The sequence below is a fragment of the Rhizobium sp. KNZ14-9A genome (genome assembly GCF_056755015.1).
Map to the genome: position 1 here is coordinate 2,321,542 of NZ_JBPGXB010000002.1, position 17,036 is coordinate 2,338,577.

11 protein-coding genes are annotated in these 17,036 nt (G+C 61.2%); 6 read left to right on the plus strand and 5 right to left on the minus strand.

Translation table 11 applies throughout. The features are described from left to right. Window positions 1-62 precede the first annotated feature (62 nt). Window positions 63-2,522 (minus strand): penicillin-binding protein 1A, encoded by a 2,460-nt coding sequence (locus tag ACR9ZQ_RS18295; RefSeq protein WP_481428479.1) that lies wholly within the window; start codon window positions 2,520-2,522, stop codon window positions 63-65. A 260-nt stretch (window positions 2,523-2,782) separates the two neighbouring features. Next, a complete protein-coding gene (locus tag ACR9ZQ_RS18300) occupies window positions 2,783-3,907 on the minus strand; it encodes an N-acetylmuramoyl-L-alanine amidase (protein WP_405049718.1) in 1,125 nt (374 codons plus the stop codon). A gap of 758 nt (window positions 3,908-4,665) precedes the next feature. On the opposite strand from ACR9ZQ_RS18300, the gene ACR9ZQ_RS18305 reads away from it, so the two are divergent. Further along, window positions 4,666-7,506 (plus strand): Rne/Rng family ribonuclease, encoded by a 2,841-nt coding sequence (locus ACR9ZQ_RS18305; protein WP_481428480.1) that lies wholly within the window; start codon window positions 4,666-4,668, stop codon window positions 7,504-7,506. A gap of 373 nt (window positions 7,507-7,879) precedes the next feature. Here ACR9ZQ_RS18305 and ACR9ZQ_RS18310 read toward each other — a convergent pair whose 3' ends face one another. Both ACR9ZQ_RS18310 and ACR9ZQ_RS18315 read right to left on the minus strand, forming a co-directional pair. Further along, window positions 7,880-8,029, minus strand: coding sequence for a hypothetical protein (locus tag ACR9ZQ_RS18310; RefSeq protein WP_481428481.1), 150 nt, complete (start codon window positions 8,027-8,029; stop codon window positions 7,880-7,882). Next, window positions 8,030-9,688 (minus strand): acyl-CoA dehydrogenase family protein, encoded by a 1,659-nt coding sequence (locus tag ACR9ZQ_RS18315; RefSeq protein ID WP_310382985.1) that lies wholly within the window; start codon window positions 9,686-9,688, stop codon window positions 8,030-8,032. Window positions 9,689-9,868: 180 nt separating this feature from the next. On the opposite strand from ACR9ZQ_RS18315, the gene ACR9ZQ_RS18320 reads away from it, so the two are divergent. Genes ACR9ZQ_RS18320 through dprA form a run of 4 tightly spaced genes read left to right on the plus strand, consistent with a single transcriptional unit; the run spans window position 9,869 to window position 13,936 of the window. Continuing rightward, window positions 9,869-10,825 carry an aspartate carbamoyltransferase catalytic subunit gene (locus ACR9ZQ_RS18320; protein WP_310382984.1) on the plus strand — a complete coding sequence of 319 codons (957 nt, stop codon included), beginning with the start codon at window positions 9,869-9,871 and terminating at the stop codon, window positions 10,823-10,825. Next, complete coding sequence (locus ACR9ZQ_RS18325) at window positions 10,822-12,114, plus strand: dihydroorotase (protein WP_481428482.1); 1,293 nt, start codon at window positions 10,822-10,824, stop codon at window positions 12,112-12,114. Before ACR9ZQ_RS18320 ends, ACR9ZQ_RS18325 begins: the two co-directional genes overlap by 4 nt. A 53-nt stretch (window positions 12,115-12,167) precedes the next feature. Continuing rightward, window positions 12,168-12,788: a glycerol-3-phosphate 1-O-acyltransferase PlsY gene (gene plsY, locus ACR9ZQ_RS18330; RefSeq protein WP_481428483.1), complete on the plus strand. Its 621-nt coding sequence runs from the start codon at window positions 12,168-12,170 to the stop codon at window positions 12,786-12,788. Beyond that, a complete protein-coding gene (gene dprA / locus ACR9ZQ_RS18335) occupies window positions 12,788-13,936 on the plus strand; it encodes a DNA-processing protein DprA (RefSeq protein WP_481428484.1) in 1,149 nt (382 codons plus the stop codon). The genes plsY and dprA overlap by 1 nt, the downstream gene beginning before the upstream one ends. Here dprA and ACR9ZQ_RS18340 read toward each other — a convergent pair. Further along, window positions 13,916-14,122, minus strand: coding sequence for a hypothetical protein (locus ACR9ZQ_RS18340; RefSeq protein ID WP_113323306.1), 207 nt, complete (start codon window positions 14,120-14,122; stop codon window positions 13,916-13,918). The two genes, dprA and ACR9ZQ_RS18340, sit on opposite strands and share 21 nt — an antisense overlap. A 256-nt stretch (window positions 14,123-14,378) precedes the next feature. Between ACR9ZQ_RS18340 and topA the strand changes: the two genes are divergently transcribed. Beyond that, window positions 14,379-17,036 carry a type I DNA topoisomerase gene (topA, locus tag ACR9ZQ_RS18345; RefSeq protein WP_481428485.1) on the plus strand — a complete coding sequence of 886 codons (2,658 nt, stop codon included), beginning with the start codon at window positions 14,379-14,381 and terminating at the stop codon, window positions 17,034-17,036.

Here is a 17,036-nt window from a genome sequence, read left to right on the forward strand (position 1 = left end):
ACATAGAGACGCCCGCCACGGATGTAAAGAGCCGTGGCGGGCGCAAAGGAAATCGGTCTCGATCAGAACAGGCCGGGCGTGTTGGTCTGGACCGCCTGGTTTGCCTGCGGCGACGTGCGCAGGATTTCTTCCGGCGCCATCGTGCCGTCCATGCCGATGACAGAGAAGCTGTCAGCCGGGCCGGTGCCTGGCTTGAAGGCTTCGATGATGGTGCCCGGCTCGCCATCGACAGCAGCCATGCCGGTCTTGCGGTTGATCGCGATCATGTTCATTCCGGCCGGGACCACGAACTTGGATTCCGGCATGTCCTTGACGGCCGCCTGCATGAATTCATTGAAGATCGGCGCCGAAAGAACGCCACCCGTGCCGCCGCGGCCAAGCGGAGCCGGCGTATCGAAGCCCAGGTAAAGGCCGGCAACCAGATCCGGCGTGAAGCCGACGAACCAGGCGTCCTTTTCATCGTTGGTCGTACCGGTCTTGCCGGCAACGTCGCGGCCCGAGAGATCGACCTTGCCGGCAGCCGTACCGCGCTGGATGACGCCCTGCATCATCGAGGTGATCTGGTAGGAGGTCATCGGATCGAGAACCTGCTCGCGGTTGTCGACGATGTTGGGTTCTTCCTGGTTCTGCCAGTCGCCGGCATTGCAGCCTTCGCAGAGACGCTCTTCATGTTTGAAGATCGTCTTGCCGTAACGATCCTGGATGCGGTCGACCAGCGTCGGCTTGATCTGCTTGCCGCCATTGGCGATGACCGAATAAGCCGAAACCATGCGCAGCACCGTCGTTTCGCCCGAGCCGAGCGACATGGCGAGCAGCGGTGGCATCTTGTCGTAGACGCCGAAGCGTTCGGCGTATTCGGCAACGATATTCATGCCGAGGTCATTGGCGAGGCGCACCGTCATCAGGTTGCGCGAATTCTCGATACCGGAGCGCAGCGTCGAGGGGCCGCCGACTTCGCCGCCGTAGTTTTCCGGCTTCCAGACCTGCCCGCCCGATACGATCTCGATCGGCGCATCCATGATGACCGAGGCCGGCGTATAGCCGTTGTCCATGGCGGCGGCGTAAACGAAGGGCTTGAAAGAGGAACCCGGCTGGCGCATCGCCTGCGTGGCGCGGTTGAATTCCGACTGGGCATAGGAGAAGCCGCCGACCATGGCGAGAACGCGACCAGTCTTCGGGTCCATGGCAACGAGACCACCCTGTACCTTCGGCGGCTGGCGCAGGCGATAGGAGGTCGAATTGTCGCCGCCGAGGCGCTCAACGTAAACGACATCTCCTGCCGAGACGGCGCCGACCGGCGACTTCGTCGTCTTGCGGTCGCCGGCGGCGGAGCGGAATGCCCACTGCATATCCTTGGCTGCAATCGAACCACGTTCGCGTTCGCCTGCGACTTTGCCGCCTCCATCCTTTGGCGGCTGGAGGCCGATATCGACGGCCTCATTGGACACGGCAAGGACGACCGCAAGGCGCCATTCCGGCACGTCGGAGAGAGCGGGAACTTCGGCGAGCGCCGGTCCCCAGTCGCCAGACGTGCTGATCTGCTTGACCGGTCCGTGGAAACCACGACGCTCGTCGTAATTGGTCAGGCCATCCTGCAGCGCCTTACGCGCAAAGAGCTGCATCTGCGGATCGAGCGAGGTGCGCACCGAAAGGCCGCCTTCATAAAGCGCCTTCTCGCCATACTGATCGATGAGCTGGCGTCGGACAGCCTCGGCGAAATAATCGGAAGCAAAAAGGGACGGTCCGCTGGTGCGGGCGGTGACGCCGAGTGGTTGCTTTTTGGCATCCTCGCCGTCGCTCTGGCTCACATAACCGTTCTCGACCATGCGGTCGATGACCCAGTTGCGGCGTTCAAGCGCGGCATCCGGATGGCGGAAGGGATGGTAGTTGGCCGGCCCCTTCGGCAATGAAGCGAGATAGGCAGATTCGGCGATCGTCAGCTCGGTGACCGACTTGTTGAAATAGGTGAGCGAGGCACTGCCAATACCGTAAGAGTTCAGGCCGAAAAAGATCTCGTTGAGATAAAGCTCGAGGATCTTGTCCTTGCTGTAGGCCTGCTCGATGCGGAAGGACAGGATCGCTTCCTTGATCTTGCGGTCAATCGTCTGGTCGGAGGTCAGAAGAAAATTCTTCGCCACCTGCTGGGTGATCGTCGATGCACCGACCGGGCGGCGGCCGGAGCCGAAATTCTGAAGGTTGACGAGGATGGCGCGGCCAAGGCCGGTCAGATCGACGCCGGGATGGTTGTAGAAGTTCTTGTCTTCGGCCGAAAGGAAAGCAGCCTTCACGCGGTCCGGGATAGCCTGGATCGGCAGGAAGAGGCGCTTTTCCTTCGCGTATTCGGCCATGAGCGCACCGTTACCGGCGTGAACGCGGGTGGTAACCGGCGGCGCATAGCTGTTCAGCACCGCATAGTCAGGAAGATCCTTCGCGACATTAGCAAGATAGACGGCAATAACAGCCGCAGCGCCCAGGAACAGGACGCATGCTATCCCGAAGAAATATCCAAGAAGTCTAACCATATTTTCAGCTACCGGTATTTCTAATCATTAGATCGGCGCAGCCGCCACAATCGCACAGATCATGTCTCTTTGCACGTTGCGCGGCTTACTCCATGCGCGTTGGCGCCACAAGCCGATTTCCGTCTTACATGTTCGAAACATATAGACCGGAGTAACGGCGCGAATGTGAGCAAAATAGGGCCCGTCCCGCCACTTTCGCCTTCCCGGTCGGCAAGAGGTCCCGGTTTAGGCGCGAGTGTCACTTCCGGGCAACGCCCAGACTAGCCACCGTTTGCCATCAGGCTCGTGCGGTAACGCTTCACCGCATCGGTCAGGAGATCGGCCATCTTCAACCGCCAGGCATCGTCAAGCAGACGCTTTTCGTCCTCGACATTGGAGAGGAAGCCGAGCTCGAGCAGGATAGACGGAACGTCCGGCGCCTGCAGCACACGGAAGCCCGCGTGACGGTGCGGATTGTTGATCGTGCCGACCTGGTCCTTGAACGAGGCAAGCACGCTTTCGGCGAGCGAGATCGAGAAGGCCTGCGTCTCGCGCCGCGTCAGGTCAAGAAGGATATCGGCGACCTCAGGCGGCTCGGCGACCGTTTCCTTGCCGGCGATCTGGTCCGACAGGTTTTCGCGTTCGGCGAGATCGGCGGCGAGCTTGTCCGAGGCCTTGTCGGAAATCGTGTAGACCGTCGCGCCGCGAATATCTTTCTGCTTCAGCGTATCGGCATGCAGGGAAATGAAGAGGCCCGCATGGTTCTGCCGGGCGATCAGCACACGCTGCGAGAGTGACAGGAATTCGTCATCGTCGCGCGTCAGGAAGGCCTTGATGCCCGGCTCCTTGTTCAGGCGATCGGCCAGCGCCTTGGCGAAGGCGAGCGTCACCAGCTTTTCCTCGGTCTTCGTATCGACGCCGATCGCGCCCGTGTCGATACCGCCGTGGCCGGCATCGACAGCAATGACGAAATCTCCAGGCGCTGTCTTTTCCGGCTGGGGAATGGCACTCGTCGTCTCAGCCGCATCGGCCTGGTCGTTCCAGGACTGGGTCTTCACCAGTTCGGCGAACTTCTGCTTGTCGATCATCTCGGCATCGAGCACGAGCCGGTGGCCATTTCCGCTCTCATCCGTCTGCACCTTGGCAAGGGCGAGATGGACCGGGCGCGCCGCCGTCAATACGATGCGGGCGCTTCCTTCATCCATGGCGCCATAACGGATGTCCTTGAAGAGGCCCCGCGCCTCAAGGTCTTTGGCCGGAAAGCCGAAAGCGGTTGCCGGCAGGTCGACGACGATGCGCTCGGGATTGGCGATGTAGTGGACGGAAAAACGAGGCTCACGGTCGAAATCGATGACGATACGGGTTCTGGCGTCGTCGCCGACGATACGCGCTCCGTAAGCCAACAAGGGATTCTTTGCACCGGCTGCGCTGCCCGGAACCGCGCAAAGCGCTGCGAAGGCGAAAAGCCACGCCGCAAAACCCAGTTTTCGCCCTGCGGACAACTCCGCCGCGATCCGAAACCTCTTAAACAATAGCCCGCCACACCCTATTTATTTCTGCGATGGACCCTACATCGCCTCCGCGGTCGCCCGCTAGAGGCGAGCGCACACGCACTGACCCTCGAATCGAGATCGCTTATCCCCGAGAAGTTTATGCGATACGAAATCCATCAATATTATGGCACATTTGGCTTTTCCCTTGCTATTGTGACAGAGAAAACATACAACGAATTTTAGGGTAGAAGTGTTGACGGGATAGAGTCGCCGCGAGGCAGCCAGCCGACCCCCGGATCTGGCGCTACAACCGGTAATCGTCCGCCGTCTAGTGCATTTCCACCCGAGAACTGGATCCTGATTTTCCGGCTTTATGCTGGGATTTCATTGGTGGATCAGCCACCACGCTCTCAGGGAGCAAACTCATCGGACCCGAAACGGGTCTTCGTCATTGTCGATCACGCTTGGTTGTTGATGGTTTCGCAGCAGGTTTTATCTGAAGTGTACAGGCCCCGGAACGAAATGGTTCCGGCTGCGGTCTGGCTGCTGCCTTCTCCCTCGCACCAATCGCGACTTTCATTATCCGGCGCGGCCACGGCGGACCGCATTCTTTCTGTGTCAACAGCAGTCGGGAATGCGCTCTCGCGGCCTCGCCGAGGAGCTCAGCTTACATGGCAGACAAAATGCTTATCGATGCGTCTCACGAGGAAGAGACGCGCGTCGTTGTCGTTCGCGGGAACCGCATAGAAGAATTTGACTTCGAGTCGCAGCACAAGAAGCAGATCCGCGGCAACATCTATCTTGCAAAAGTAACGAGGGTCGAGCCCTCGCTGCAGGCCGCTTTCGTCGATTACGGCGGCAACAGGCACGGCTTCCTGGCCTTTGCCGAAATCCATCCCGACTATTACCAGATCCCGCTTGCCGACCGTCAGGCCCTGCTTCGCGCCGAAGCCGAGGAGCATCGCCGCGACGAGGATGTCGAGCATGTCGAGACGGCGCCTCTCGTCGATCTTTCGACACAGGACCAGCCGGATATCGGCATCGTTCCGGTCGAGACTGATGTCGCCCCCGCTGTAGAAGCGGCACCGGCGGAAGAGGTAGTCATCGCTGCAGAGGCTGCCTCAGTTGCCGAGGAAACGCCGGCAAAGAAGCCGCGCGCACGCCGTAGCCGCAAGAAGGTAGTCGAGCCTGTCGCGGAAGAGACCGCAGCATCCGTCGCGGACAACGACGATGAAGGCTCGACCGGCGGCGAAATGGCCGCGATGGTCGAAACCGACTCCATTTCCGAGGACGTTTCCAAGCGCCGTCAGGATGATGACGACGATGACGACGACCACGGCGAAGAGGAAATCATTGAATCCGTTGGCGCCGAAGACGCGATGGAAGAGGTTCCGGACCGCGTGCAGCGCAAGCCGCGCAAGCAGTACCGCATCCAGGAAGTCATCAAGCGCCGCCAGATCCTGCTGGTGCAGGTCGCCAAGGAAGAGCGTGGCAACAAGGGTGCTGCTCTCACCACCTATCTTTCGCTCGCAGGTCGCTACTCGGTTCTGATGCCGAACACGGCGCGCGGCGGCGGTATTTCCCGCAAGATCACCAACCCCCAGGACCGCAAGCGGCTGAAGGAAATCGCCCGCATGCTCGAAGTGCCGCAGGGTATGGGCGTGATCCTGCGTACGGCCGGTGCGAACCGCACCAAGGTCGAGGTCAAGCGCGACTTTGAATATCTGATGCGCCTGTGGGAGAACGTCCGCACGCTGACGCTCGCTTCTACCGCTCCCTGCCTCGTCTACGAGGAAGGCTCGCTCATCAAGCGCTCTATCCGCGACCTCTACAACAAGGATATCAGCGAGATCATCGTTGCCGGCGAAGAAGGCTATCGTGAAGCAAAAGACTTCATGAAGATGCTGATGCCGAGCCACGCCAAGGTGGTTCAGCCCTACCGCGATATCCACCCGATCTTCTCGCGCTCCGGCATCGAAGCACAGCTCGATCGCATGCTGCAGCCGCAGGTAACGCTGAAGTCCGGCGGCTATCTGATCATGAACCAGACGGAAGCGCTGGTTTCGATCGACGTCAACTCCGGCCGTTCGACCCGCGAACACTCGATCGAGGACACGGCCCTTCAGACGAACCTCGAAGCGGCGGAAGAAATCGCCCGTCAGCTTCGCCTGCGCGACCTTGCCGGCCTGATCGTCATCGACTTCATCGACATGGAAGAAAAGCGCAACAACCGCGCTGTCGAGAAGAAGCTGAAGGAATGCCTGAAGAACGACCGCGCCCGCATCCAGGTCGGCCGCATCTCGCATTTCGGCCTTCTGGAAATGTCGCGCCAGCGCATCCGCGCTTCCGTTCTCGAATCGACGACGCAGGTCTGCTCGCATTGCGGCGGCACCGGCCATGTCCGTTCACAGTCCTCCGTCGCCCTGCATGTGCTGCGCGGCGTCGAGGAATATCTGCTCAAGAACACCACGCACAACATCACCGTGCGCACGACGCCAGATATCGCGCTCTACCTGCTCAACCATAAGCGTCAGACGATCGTCGATTATGAAAGCCGCTTCGGTGTGGCGATCATCATCGATGCGGATGGCTCGGTTGGTGCGCAGCACTTCGCGATCGATCGTGGCGAGCCGGTTGAAAACCCGGTCAAGATCGAAAGTCTCTTCAATTTCGCAGCCATCCCCGATGACGATGACGACGATATCGTCATCGAGCATGACGAGGAGGAAGACGAAGAACTGGAAGAAAAGCCTGTTGCTGCCGAACGCCCGGCTGCTCGCGCAGAGGCTGAAGGCGAAGGTGGACGCAAGCGCAAGCGCCGTCGCCGCCGTCGCGGCCGCAATGGCAATGCCGAGCAGCAGGTTGGTGCCGATACTGTCTCTGACGCGGCTGACGATAGTGATGAGGGCGAGGACGACGGCAGCGAGGGCGATAGTGACGCCAGCGAAGCTCCAGCCGAAACCCACGCCGACGGCGAGGATTCGCAGCGCCGCAAGCGCCGCCGTCGCGGCAAGCGCGGTGGCCGCCGCAACCGCGGTGAAGAAGGTGCTGAAGTCAACGCCGCTTCCGAAGGTGACGAGGCTGACGAGGGCGACGATAGTGGAGCCGACGAGACCGCAGCGGAAGTGATCGAAGTCGTCGCAGCCGAAACGGTTGAAGCTCAGCCGGCAATGGCTGCTGTCGAAGCTGGCGAAAGTGTTGCCGAAGAGGTCAAGCCGGCACGCGGCCGTGGCCGCCGCAAGGCAGCTGCCGCACCCTCGCCGGTCGAGGAGCCCGTGATCGAAGCGCCTATCGCTGAGACCGCGGCCCAGGCCGAGTCGGAAGTGATGGAAGCGTCTGCGGATCTCGCAACACCGGCGCAGGAAGAGGCAAAGCCGGTTCGCGCCAACCGCGGATCGAACATCTCGTCTTCTGAGCCGACCGTCACCTCGACCCGCACCGAAAGCGCGGAAGCTGAGGGCGAAGGCAAGCCGAAGAAGGCTGGCTGGTGGCAGCGCCGCGGCTTCTTCTGAAAGCTGATTTTCGGCGATAAGTGATATGATCCGGCTGCGGCGACGCGGCTGGATTTTTTTGTGCCGTAGAGTGGCCGAGCCCAGTATCAGCCGGCCAGAAAAAGTTCAGGATTAGAGTGTTCAGCGAACCAGATGGTGGTTTCCGAAGACGAAACAAGCTGCGGCACAAGACGCGTAGAGCCGCGCGAGGATCAAAAGCGCAGCCCCGCCCTGATTTGCCCGCATTGACGCCGAGATGAATGTCGCTGATGGCCGCCTTGCGAGCCTGCGACACCTGCTCATCCGAAAGCGCAATGCAGTCGCCCTGCCCCTGAAGGCGTGGCAGGCGGTTCATGCCATGCTTGTCCGACACGAGAACGGTCTTCTTCGGGACTCAGCACCAGATAGAGGTGGAATAAATGTGACCGATCAGCCTGATATCGCGGTACAGATGGCTCGCATCCTGCCCACTGTCACCAGTCGCAAGCGAGATGGCGTAGACCTCACCGAGTTCGTCTTGCCGCGCGTCGCGAAATGGCAGCATTTACGCTGCCGGCGGATAGAGCAGATCGACGATGTAGCTCGCATCGAAGCGGGAATCGAGCATGCCGTAGGTCGAGCGCCAGCCGCCTGCAAGACGGGTCTCGATGAAGGCATCGGCAATGCGCCCTGCCCCGAGCCGGTAAAGCTCGGCGGCGCCGGCAACGAGCGCCAGCTGCTCGACGAGCAAGCGGGCAGCGCCCTCGTCCTGTTCGCAGAGCGCGATCGCGGCGCGCAGCACGTCGATCGTCTTCTTGCCGGCCGGCCCGAGATCGCGCGCAAAGCCTGCAAATACTGTCTCGAACAGATCCTTGCCGCGGTTCAGTACGCGCAGCACATCGAGCGCCATGACGTTGCCCGAACCTTCCCAGATCGCATTGACCGGCGCCTCGCGATAATGGCGGGCGATCGGGCGTTCTTCGATGTAGCCGCTGCCGCCGATGCATTCCATCGCCTCATAGATCAGAGACGGGGCGATCTTGCAGCACCAGTATTTGGCGACCGGCGTCATGACGCGGGCATAGGCGGCATCTTCCGCATTGCCGCGCGCCTTGTCGAAGGCATCGGCCAGGCGGAAGGAAAGAGCCGTGGCGGCTGCCACATCGAGCGCCATGTCGGCGAGCACGCGCGTCATGATCGGCTGGTTGACCAGCATCTTGCCGAAAACGCTGCGGCCGCGGGTGTGGTGCACGGCCTCGGCGAGCGATGCGCGCATGATGCCCGAAGAGGCAAGCGCGCAATCGAGCCGCGTCAGCGTCACCATATCGAGGATGGTGCGGATGCCGGCATCGGGACCGCCGAGCAGGAAGCCGAACGTATCGGTGAACTCCACTTCGGAAGAAGCATTGGAGCGGTTGCCGATCTTATCCTTCAAGCGCTGGAACTGCAGGCCATTGGCAGAACCATCCTCGAGCAGACGCGGCACCAGGAAGCAGCCCATGCCGTCCTTGGTCTGTGCCAGCATGATGAAGGCGTCGCTCATCGGCGCGGACATGAACCACTTGTGGCCGGACAGCCGGTAAATGCCTTCGCTGACCTTTTCGGCAGTGGTCTTGTTGGCGCGGACGTCGGTGCCGCCCTGTTTTTCCGTCATGCCCATGCCGATCGTCACGGCCGATTTCTGCATGGCCGGACGATTGGACGAGTCATATTTGCGCGACAGGATCTTCGGTGCCCAGTCCTTCTGCACGGCCGGTGAGGCCGAGAGAGCGGCAACGGACGCGCTTGTCATCGTCAACGGGCAAAGATGGCCGGATTCCAGCTGCGCCGTCAGATAGAAGCGGGCTGCGCGAATATGGTGGGCCTGATCCTTGGCCTCCGTATCGGCCTGCGGATCCCAGACGGAGGAATGCAGGCCGGACGCCATCGAACGGCGCATCAGCGCATGCCAGGCGGGATGGAATTCGACGATATCAAGACGTTCGCCGCGCGGGCCATGGGTGCGCAGCTGCGGCGTGCCCTGGTTTGCCATACGCGCCAGTTCCTGCGCTTCCGGCGAGGTGACGAAGCGGCCCATGTTTTCAAGGTCTTCACGGATGCTGCGCGGCAGTGTGGCAGTCAGATCGACGATCAGCGGATCGGATCGGTAGGCATTGATTCCCGACCAGAGGCTCGGCTGGTTGAGTTCGGCGAGTTTGTCTTCAGTCCGGTTTGCGGAGGTCATAGTTCGCTTCTATTTCATGAGCCCGGCAAAAGGAAACCGGAAGTTCGTGATTCGCAGATTTCTGCTCTAGCGGGATTCGACGGAAAATGCATGGGGAACATGGGATTTGCGTACAGCACAAGCTTGCCCCTTCCCCCGGCACTCTTTATAGACCCCGCGAAGATAATAAGAGGCAGGGTCATGGTCTTTTTCCCCCACCGCCACCTCATTGGCATCAAGGGCCTCACCGAGCAGGATATTACCTATCTTCTCGACAAGGCTGACGAAGCCGTCAAGATCAGCCGACAGAGAGAGAAGAAGACGTCGACCCTTCGGGGGCTGACGCAGATCAACCTCTTCTTCGAGGCATCGACAAGGACGCAAGCCTCCTTCGAACTTGCCGGCAAGCGTCTCGGCGCCGACGTGATGAATATGTCGGTCGGCAATTCCTCGGTGAAGAAGGGCGAGACGCTGATCGACACCGCTATGACGCTGAACGCGATGCGGCCTGACGTCTTGATCATCCGTCACTCCAGCGCTGGTGCCGCGGCACTTCTCGCCCAGAAAGTCTCCTGCTCCGTCGTCAATGCCGGCGACGGCCAGCATGAGCACCCGACGCAGGCGCTGCTCGACGCGCTAACGATCCGCCGTGCCAAGGGCCGGCTGTCGCGCATCATCGTCGCAATCTGCGGCGACGTCTTACATTCGCGGGTGGCGCGCTCCAACATTCTTCTTCTGAACGCCATGGGCGCGCGGGTGCGGGTCGTCGCTCCCGCTACGCTGCTGCCGGCCGGCATTGCCGAGATGGGCGTCGAGGTCTTCCATTCGATGAAGGAAGGGCTGAAGGACGCCGACGTGGTGATGATGCTGCGGCTACAGCGCGAGCGCATGTCCGGCGCCTTCGTGCCGTCGGTGCGCGAATATTACCACTTCTACGGCCTCGACGCGGAAACGCTGAAGGCGGCGAAGGAGGATGCGCTCGTCATGCATCCGGGTCCGATGAATCGCGGCGTGGAGATCGCCTCCGAAGTCGCCGATGGCCCGCAGAGCGTGATCGCCGAACAAGTGGAAATGGGGGTCGCAGTGCGCATGGCCGTCATGGAGGTACTGCTCGTTTCCCAGAACCAGGGTCCCCGCACTGATGGAGTGGGCGCATGAGCAATCTCGTCCTCAAGAACGTCCGCATCATCGACCCTTCCCGTAATCTTGATGAGGTTGGCACGATCATCGTCAAGGATGGTCTCATCGTCGCGGCCGGTGAAGATGCGCAGAACCAGGGCGCGCCCGAAGGTGCTACCGTGCGCGATTGCACTGGCCTCGTCGCGACGCCGGGCCTCGTCGATGCGCGCGTCCATATCGGCGAACCGGGCGGCGAGCACCGCGAGACAATCGCTTCGGCAAGCCGGGCCGCGGCAGCGGGCGGTGTGACCTCCATCATCATGATGCCGGATACGCATCCCGTCATCGACGACATCGCGCTCGTCGAGTTCGTCAAGAAGACGGCACGGGATACGGCCGTCATCAACGTCTACCCGGCAGCAGCCATTACCAAGGGGCTCGCTGGTGAGGAGATGACTGAAATCGGCCTCCTGATGCAGGCAGGCGCCGTCGCTTTCACCGACGCGCATTCCAGCATCTCCGATACACAGGTGCTGCGTCGGGTGATGACCTATGCACGCGAATTCGGCGCCGTCCTTTCCTGCGCCACGCGCGACAAATATCTTGGCGCCAATGGCGTCATGCATGAAGGCCTGCTTGCAAGCTGGCTCGGCCTCTCCGGCATTCCGAAGGAAGCGGAACTGATACCGCTCGAGCGTGACCTGCGCATCGCGCAGCTGACGCGCGGCAACTACCATGCGGCGATGATCTCCGTGCCTGAGTTGGTCGAGGCGATCGAGCTTGCCCGCGCGCGTGGCGTGAAGGTCACCTGCGGTGTCTCGATCAACAATCTGGCGCTGAACGAGAATGACATCGGCGAATATCGCACCTTCTTCAAACTCTATCCACCGCTGCGCTCCGAAGACGACCGGGTTGCAATGGTGGATGCGCTGGCAAAAGGCGCGATCGATATCATCGTCTCCTCGCATGACCCGCAGGATGTCGATACCAAGCGCCTGCCCTTCGGCGAGGCCGAAGATGGCGCCGTCGGACTGGAGACGATGCTCGCGGCAGCGCTACGGCTTTATCACAGCGAGCAGGTCAGCCTGTTGCGGCTGATCGATGCGATGTCGACGCGGCCGGCGCAGATCTTTGGCCTCGATGCCGGCACGCTGAAGCCCGGCGCCAAGGCCGATATCGCGCTGATCGATCTCGAAGAACCTTGGCTTGTCTCCAAGGACATGCTTCTCTCCCGCTCGAAGAACACACCGTTCGAGGATGCGCGCTTCAGCGGGCGAGCCGTTGCGACCTATGTCGGGGGCACGCTGGTTCACGCATTACAGGACTGAGGGCTGCCCTGCCCTTCCGGGCATCCTCTCGGCAAAAGACTTGGGGAACAAAAATGATATCTGATCTTGTCACCTGGCAGATTACCCTGCCTCTGGCGCTTGCCGCCGTCGTCGTTGGCTACCTGCTCGGCTCCATCCCGTTCGGTCTCATCCTCACGCGCGCCGCCGGCCTTGGTGATGTGCGCAGCATCGGCTCCGGCAATATCGGAGCGACCAACGTTCTGCGTACCGGCAACAAGAAGCTCGCGGCCGCTACGCTTCTGCTCGATGCGCTGAAAGCCGCCGCGGCCGCCTGGATCATGGCTTATTTCGCAGGTGAGGAAGCGGGCATCATCGCCGGTTTCTTTGCCTTCATTGGCCACCTGTTCCCCGTCTGGATCGGTTTCAAGGGCGGCAAGGGTGTTGCCACCTATATCGGCACGCTGCTCGGCGTCGCGCCATCAATGGTTCTGCTCTTTGCAGCCGTCTGGCTTGGGGTTGCCTTCGTCAGCCGCTATTCCTCGCTTTCAGCGCTTGTTGCGATGCTTGTCATTCCGGTTGCATTGTGGATATTGGGCGACGAAAAGGTTGCGGCAATCATGGCGATCATGAGCGTCATCTCCTACGGGAAACACAAGGCCAATATCTCCCGCCTGATCAGCGGGACGGAAAGCAAGATCGGGGCTAAGGGGTAATGGACGCGCTCAGCGCAAAGCCAAAAGGAATTGCGCTGACGGAGAGACAGAGGATCGCCTGGCTGAGGCTGATCCGCTCCGACAATGTCGGCCCTGCGACCTTTCGCGATCTCATCAATCATTTCGGTTCGGCGGAAGCCGCTCTCTCCATGCTGCCGGAACTATCGGCGCGCGGCGGCGCGACACGTTCGATCCGCATCGCCACCGAAGCCGAAGCATACCGCGAACTCGAGGCGGCGCAGCGCTTCGGCGCCCGCTTTGTCGGCATCGGCGAGCCTGATTATCCGCAGGCGCTGCGCCAGATCGACGGTGCGCCGCCACTGCTCGCGGTCAAGGGCGATCTTTCCGTGCTAAACAGGCCGGCGGTCGGCATCGTCGGTTCGCGCAATGCTTCCATCAGCGGCGCGAAATTCGCGGCGATGATCGCCAGAGAGTGTGGCCGGGCCGGCTATGCGGTCGTCTCCGGCCTTGCCCGCGGTGTCGACACGGCCGCCCATCGGGCGAGTCTCGTTACCGGCACCATTGCCGCAATGGCCGGAGGGCTGGACCAGCCCTACCCGCCTGAGAATGTCGGACTGCTGGAGGAGATATGGAATGGCAACGGGCTTGCCGTCAGCGAGATGCCTTTCGGCTGGGAGCCGCGTGCGCGTGATTTCCCCCGCCGTAATCGGCTGATTGCCGGCATCTCGCTCGGCGTTGCGGTCGTGGAGGCAGCAGTTCGCTCCGGTTCGCTGATCACGGCGCGGATGGCCGGCGAATTCGGGCGGCTGGTCTTTGCCGTGCCGGGTTCGCCGCTCGATCCGCGCTGCCACGGCACGAACGGCCTTCTGAAGGACGGGGCGATGATCGTCACTTCGCCCGAGGATGTCGTGGAAGCGCTGGCGCCGCTCTCTCAGCCCGATCTCTTCTCGCTGCCGTCAGCCGAAGAACCGAAGCGCGAAGGCAGCAGGATGTCGCTTCCGCCCGACGAAACGGATCGCACGCTCGTCATCGATGCGCTCGGTCCGACGCCGACGGAGGTCGACGACATCATCCGTCATACCGGTCTTTCGGCTTCCGCCGTCTATCTCGTTCTTCTGGAACTGGATATGGCCGGGCGGCTCCATCGCCATGTCGGCGGGCTGGTTTCAATTTCCATGGCCGACTGAACCGCTATCGATGCGTGACTGCAGGTCTCCGGCTTCGACACAGGCCATTTCGATGAGATAACAGAGCATCTCCGCATTTTCGCGTTCTGCCACCTGGCGCAATTCTGCGAGCATTTGCCGGATGAAAGCAATGTTTTCAAGCGATGCCAAGCGATCGGCGTCTTTTTCTGCAGCCTTGGGCGCCATAATTTTCTCTATGAAATCGGAGAGCGCTGCTTTACCAGGAGCCCGAACCACACTTCAAAAACGATAGCGCAATCATCCTGAATTGCAATAGGTTCAGAATCTCGTAATGGTTGCGATACGCGGCAAAGAGGTAAAATTGAAGCAAACCTCTTGACCAGAGCGAATTCCCTGTCCATGTCGGGGGGCCGGTATTCATGTTGCAGTGCATGTTACGCCTGCCTCTCCGCCGGATCGGCATCTTTTTTAGAGAATCATCATGAATGTTGTAGTGGTGGAATCGCCTGCCAAGGCCAAGACGATCAATAAGTATCTGGGTCCAGGATACAAGGTGCTCGCCTCTTTCGGCCATGTGCGCGATCTGCCTGCCAAGGATGGATCAGTTCTTCCGGATCAGGATTTCGAGATGCTTTGGGAGGTGGACAGCGCGTCCGCCAAGCGCATGAAGGATATTGCCGACGCGGTGAAATCCTCCGATGCCCTGTTCCTGGCGACCGACCCGGATCGCGAAGGCGAAGCGATCTCCTGGCATGTTCTCGACCTTCTGAACAAGAAGCGCGTGATCAACGGCAAGCCGGTCAAGCGCGTCGTCTTCAACGCGATCACCAAGAAGGCCGTGCTCGATGCGATGGCCGATCCGCGCGACATCGACGTCCCGCTGGTCGATGCCTATCTGGCACGCCGCGCGCTCGATTACCTCGTCGGCTTCAACCTCTCGCCGGTTCTCTGGCGCAAGCTGCCCGGCGCGCGTTCCGCCGGCCGCGTGCAGTCGGTTGCGCTGCGCCTCGTCTGCGATCGAGAATCCGAGATCGAGCGCTTCATTTCCGAGGAATACTGGAACCTCTCGGCGCTCTTGAAAACGCCGCGCGGCGACGAGTTCGAGGCAAGACTGGTTGCCGCCAATGGCAAGCGGCTGCAGCCGCGCTCGATCGGCAACGGCGAAGAAGCCGGCAAGCTGAAGGCGCTGCTGGAAGGTGCCAGCTATGTCGTCGAAAGCGTCGAGGCAAAACCGGTCAAGCGCAACCCGGCACCGCCCTTTACCACTTCCACGCTGCAGCAGGCCGCCTCCTCCAAACTCGGCTTCTCGGCCTCGCGCACTATGCAGATCGCGCAGAAGCTTTACGAGGGCGTCGACATTGGCGGCGAGACCGTCGGTCTGATCACCTATATGCGTACGGACGGCGTGCAGATGGCGCCGGAAGCGATCGATGCGGCGCGAAGCGCCATCGGCGAACAGTTCGGTGAACGCTACCTGCCGGAAAAGGCACGTTTCTACTCGACCAAGGCGAAGAACGCCCAGGAAGCACACGAAGCGATCCGCCCGACCGATTTCAACCGCTCACCGGATCGCGTCCGCAAGTTCCTGGATGCCGACCAGATCCGTCTCTACGATCTGGTCTGGAAGCGCGGTATCGCCAGCCAGATGGCATCGGCCGAAATCGAACGTACGACGGCTGAAATCATTGCCGACAACAACGGCCAGAAGGCTGGCCTGCGCGCCGTCGGTTCCGTCATCCGCTTCGACGGCTTCATCGCCGCCTATACCGATCAGAAGGAGGATGGCGAGCAGAGCGACGACGCTGATGACGAGGATGGCCGCCTGCCGGAGATCAATGCGCGCGAGAACCTCGCCAAGCAGAAGATCAACTCGACTCAGCACTTTACCGAGCCGCCGCCGCGTTATTCCGAAGCCTCGCTCATCAAGAAAATGGAAGAGCTCGGCATCGGCCGTCCGTCGACCTATGCCGCGACGCTCGCTACCTTGCGCGATCGTGACTATGTGACGATCGACAAGCGCAAGCTGATCCCGCAGGCGAAGGGGCGTCTCGTTACCGCCTTCCTCGAAAGCTTCTTCACCAAGTATGTCGAATATGATTTCACGGCCGATCTCGAAGAGAAGCTCGACCGGATCTCCGCCGGCGAACTGAACTGGAAGCAGGTTCTTCGTGACTTCTGGAAGGATTTCTTCTCGCAGATCGAAGACACCAAGGAACTGCGCGTCACCAACGTTCTGGACTCACTGAACGAAGCCCTGGCGCCGCTGGTCTTCCCGAAGCGCGAAGACGGCAGCGATCCGCGCATCTGCCAGGTCTGCGGCACCGGCAACCTGTCGCTGAAGCTCGGTAAGTACGGTGCCTTCGTCGGCTGCTCCAATTATCCGGAGTGCAACTATACCCGCCAGCTCTCCTCCGAAAACGGCGGCGAGGCTGAAGGCGCTGCACTGAACGAGCCGAAGAACCTCGGCATCGACCCGACCACAGGCGAGGAACTGACGCTGCGTTCGGGTCGTTTCGGACCCTATATCCAGCGCGGCGACGGCAAGGATGCCAAGCGCTCCTCGCTACCGAAGGGCTGGAAGCCCGAAGATATCGACTACGAAAAGGCGATGGCGCTGATTTCGCTTCCGCGCGACATCGGCAAACATCCAGAATCCGGCAAGATGATCTCTTCCGGGCTTGGTCGCTACGGGCCGTTCCTGCTGCATGACGGTACCTATGCCAACCTGGAAAGCATCGAGGACGTCTTCTCGGTCGGTCTCAACCGCGCCGTGACGCTGATTGCCGAAAAGCAGGCCAAGGCGCCGGGGGGCAACCGCGGGACGCCGGCAGCCCTGAAGGAACTCGGCGCTCATCCTGACGGTGGTGCGATCACCGTTCGCGACGGCCGCTACGGCCCCTATGTCAACTGGGGCAAGGTCAACGCGACGCTGCCGAAGGGCAAGGATCCGCAGGCCATCACCGTCGAAGAGGCGCTGGCGCTGATTGCAGAAAAGGCAGGCAAGGCTCCCGCCGGCAAGACCAAGGCCAAGTCGGCGGCGAAGCCGAAGGCTGCGGCCGCTGAAGCCAAGACGACGAAGACCGCCGCAAAGCCGAAGGCAACCAAGGCAAAAGCGCCGGCGAAAACGAAAAAGAGCTGA

Coding starts and splice junctions, on each gene's coding strand:
- ACR9ZQ_RS18295 (WP_481428479.1), bottom strand. CDS start 2,522: ATGGTTAGACTTCTTGGATATTTCTTCGGGATAGCATGCGTCCTGTTC.
- ACR9ZQ_RS18305 (WP_481428480.1), top strand. CDS start 4,666: ATGGCAGACAAAATGCTTATCGATGCGTCTCACGAGGAAGAGACGCGC.
- ACR9ZQ_RS18310 (WP_481428481.1), bottom strand. CDS start 8,029: ATGCTGCCATTTCGCGACGCGCGGCAAGACGAACTCGGTGAGGTCTAC.
- ACR9ZQ_RS18315 (WP_310382985.1), bottom strand. CDS start 9,688: ATGACCTCCGCAAACCGGACTGAAGACAAACTCGCCGAACTCAACCAG.
- ACR9ZQ_RS18320 (WP_310382984.1), top strand. CDS start 9,869: ATGGTCTTTTTCCCCCACCGCCACCTCATTGGCATCAAGGGCCTCACC.
- ACR9ZQ_RS18325 (WP_481428482.1), top strand. CDS start 10,822: ATGAGCAATCTCGTCCTCAAGAACGTCCGCATCATCGACCCTTCCCGT.
- plsY (WP_481428483.1), top strand. CDS start 12,168: ATGATATCTGATCTTGTCACCTGGCAGATTACCCTGCCTCTGGCGCTT.
- dprA (WP_481428484.1), top strand. CDS start 12,788: ATGGACGCGCTCAGCGCAAAGCCAAAAGGAATTGCGCTGACGGAGAGA.
- ACR9ZQ_RS18340 (WP_113323306.1), bottom strand. CDS start 14,122: ATGGCGCCCAAGGCTGCAGAAAAAGACGCCGATCGCTTGGCATCGCTT.
- topA (WP_481428485.1), top strand. CDS start 14,379: ATGAATGTTGTAGTGGTGGAATCGCCTGCCAAGGCCAAGACGATCAAT.